This is a genomic window from Arthrobacter sp. CAL618 (assembly GCF_000468215.1).
In the GTDB taxonomy this organism is placed as follows: domain Bacteria; phylum Actinomycetota; class Actinomycetes; order Actinomycetales; family Micrococcaceae; genus Arthrobacter_D.
Window position 1 is genome coordinate 1 of sequence record NZ_ASZW01000260.1, and the last position, 2,398, is coordinate 2,398.

General features: G+C 66.4%; 1 protein-coding gene. It reads left to right on the top strand.

What is annotated here, in order from left to right:
• Positions 1 to 2,398, top strand: a 2,398-nt coding sequence (locus K728_RS0116005; protein ID WP_024477329.1) for an Rne/Rng family ribonuclease, incomplete at both ends; no start/stop codon positions are given.

Sequence of the window (2,398 nt, forward strand, 5' to 3'; positions counted from 1 at the left end):
CTCCCGCCGCGCAGGCCGAGGAGACCACCCCCGTCCAGGAACCCATCTCCGTGTCAACGGCGTCCGATCCTTTCAGCATCCCCGCGTCGCTGTTCCATGCACCAGACCTGAGTGTTGCAGTAGCTGCGGCAAGGAAGGCTGAGGTTCCCGCCGCTGCTGACGCGGATGAAGACGAGGACGGCGATAGCGAATCCGGTGGGCGCCGGCGTCGTCGGAACCGCCGCAGCCGTGGCAAGGGCCGCGGCGACCAGGATGCCACCACGGACGAGAACGGCTCAAACCTCGACGCCGGCCCGGACGGGGACGCCGAAGACGGCGTGACCTCCCGCCGCCGTCGCAGGCGCCGTCGTGGAGACCAGGATCTCGAACTGACCGGTGGCCAGGATGACGATCCGCCCAACACCGTGACCCGGGTGCGCGCGCCGCGGCAGGCCCAGGAAACGGCCCCATCCAACAAGGTCACCAGCGTCAAGGGTTCCACCCGGCTCGAGGCCAAGAAGCAGCGTCGTCGTGAATCCCGCGACACGGGCCGCCGCCGCCAGGTCATCACCGAAGCCGAATTCCTCGCCCGCCGAGAGTCGGTGGACCGTCAGATGATCGTCCGCCAGCGCGATGACAGGATCCAGATTGCTGTGCTGGAGGACGGATTGCTCGCCGAGCATTTCGTGTCCAAAACCCAGCAGGATTCCCTGATCGGCAACGTGTACCTGGGCAAGGTCCAGAACGTGCTGCCCAGCATGGAAGCAGCATTCGTTGACATTGGCCGCGGCCGCAACGCCGTCCTGTATGCGGGTGAAGTCAACTGGGACGCGTCACGTCTCGACGGGCAGCCGCGCCGTATCGAACTGGCGTTGAAGTCCGGTGACACCGTCCTGGTGCAGGTCACCAAGGACCCGGTCGGCCACAAGGGCGCACGCCTGACCAGCCAGATTTCCCTCCCCGGCCGCTACCTGGTGTACGTGCCGGGCGGTTCAATGACCGGAATTTCCCGCAAGCTCCCCGATGTGGAACGCAACCGGCTCAAGCGCATCCTGAAGGACCGCCTCCCCGAGAACGCCGGTGTCATTGTGCGCACGGCCGCGGAGGGGGCCAGCGAGGAAGAGCTGACCCACGACATCAACCGGCTGCGGTCACAGTGGGAAACGATCGAGGCAAAGTCGGGCTCCACCAAGTCGCTCGCCCCCGAACTGCTGTATGGCGAGCCGGATTTGACCATCAAGGTGGTCCGGGATGTCTTCAACGAGGACTTCTCCAAACTGATCGTGTCCGGCGAGGAAGCCTGGGACACCATTGAGGCCTACGTGATGTATGTGGCCCCCGACCTGGTGGGACGCCTCGAGAAGTGGACCGGCAACGAGGACATTTTCCTCGCGAGCCGGATCGATGAACAGATCCACAAGGCACTCGACCGGAAGGTCTACCTGCCCTCTGGCGGGTCACTGGTGATCGACCGCACCGAAGCCATGACCGTGGTGGACGTCAACACCGGCAAGTTCACCGGCAGCGGTGGCAACCTGGAAGAAACAGTCACCAAGAACAACCTGGAGGCCGCAGAGGAAGTTGTCCGTCAACTGCGTCTCCGCGATATCGGCGGCATCATCGTCATCGACTTCATCGACATGGTCCTGGAAGCCAACCGTGACCTGGTGTTGCGTCGGATGGTGGAATGCCTGGGCCGCGACCGCACCAAGCATCAGGTTGCGGAGGTCACCTCCCTGGGGCTGGTCCAGATGACGCGGAAGCGGATGGGCACCGGACTGCTGGAAGTCTTCGGCGAGAACTGTGAGCACTGTGCCGGGCGCGGGGTCGTCACCCATGACGAGCCGGTGGAGCACAAGCGGCACGCCGTCGCCCCCGAGAACCACCAGCAGCACCTGCGGCAGGAGAAGGTGTCCCGCAGCGAACGCAAGCGTAACCGGAGCCGGTCCAACTCGCCCGCCGACGAGGACCAGCAGACACCCGAGGCGCCGCAGGACGACGCCGAGCGTCAGGCCCGGGCTGAAGCGGCCCGGGTGGCCCTCGCCAGTATCGCCGCAGCCACCCACGCAGCACACGAGGCCGAGGGTCATCCAGCGACCAACGATGCCGCCGAGGTGGTACTGACCATCAACGGTGAGACGGTGAGCCTGCCCCGCGCCGAGGCCAGCGACGCCGAAGTGCAGGAAGCCCGCCGGCTCACGCTCGATAGCCTCACCCAGGCCTTCGACCGCAAGCCCGCGTCAGCCGACTCCGGAAGCGATCCAGTTGCCGGGTCCGCTGCGGAACCGGCCGTCAGCCCCGAGCCGGCTCCCCAAAGTCCACGGCGCAACCGCCGGAGGGCTGCCAGCAGCCCCCAGGGGACCGCTGCGACGTCGGCTATCGAGCGGCAGCAACCGGGCCAGGAGGAGTCAGCGGGGCA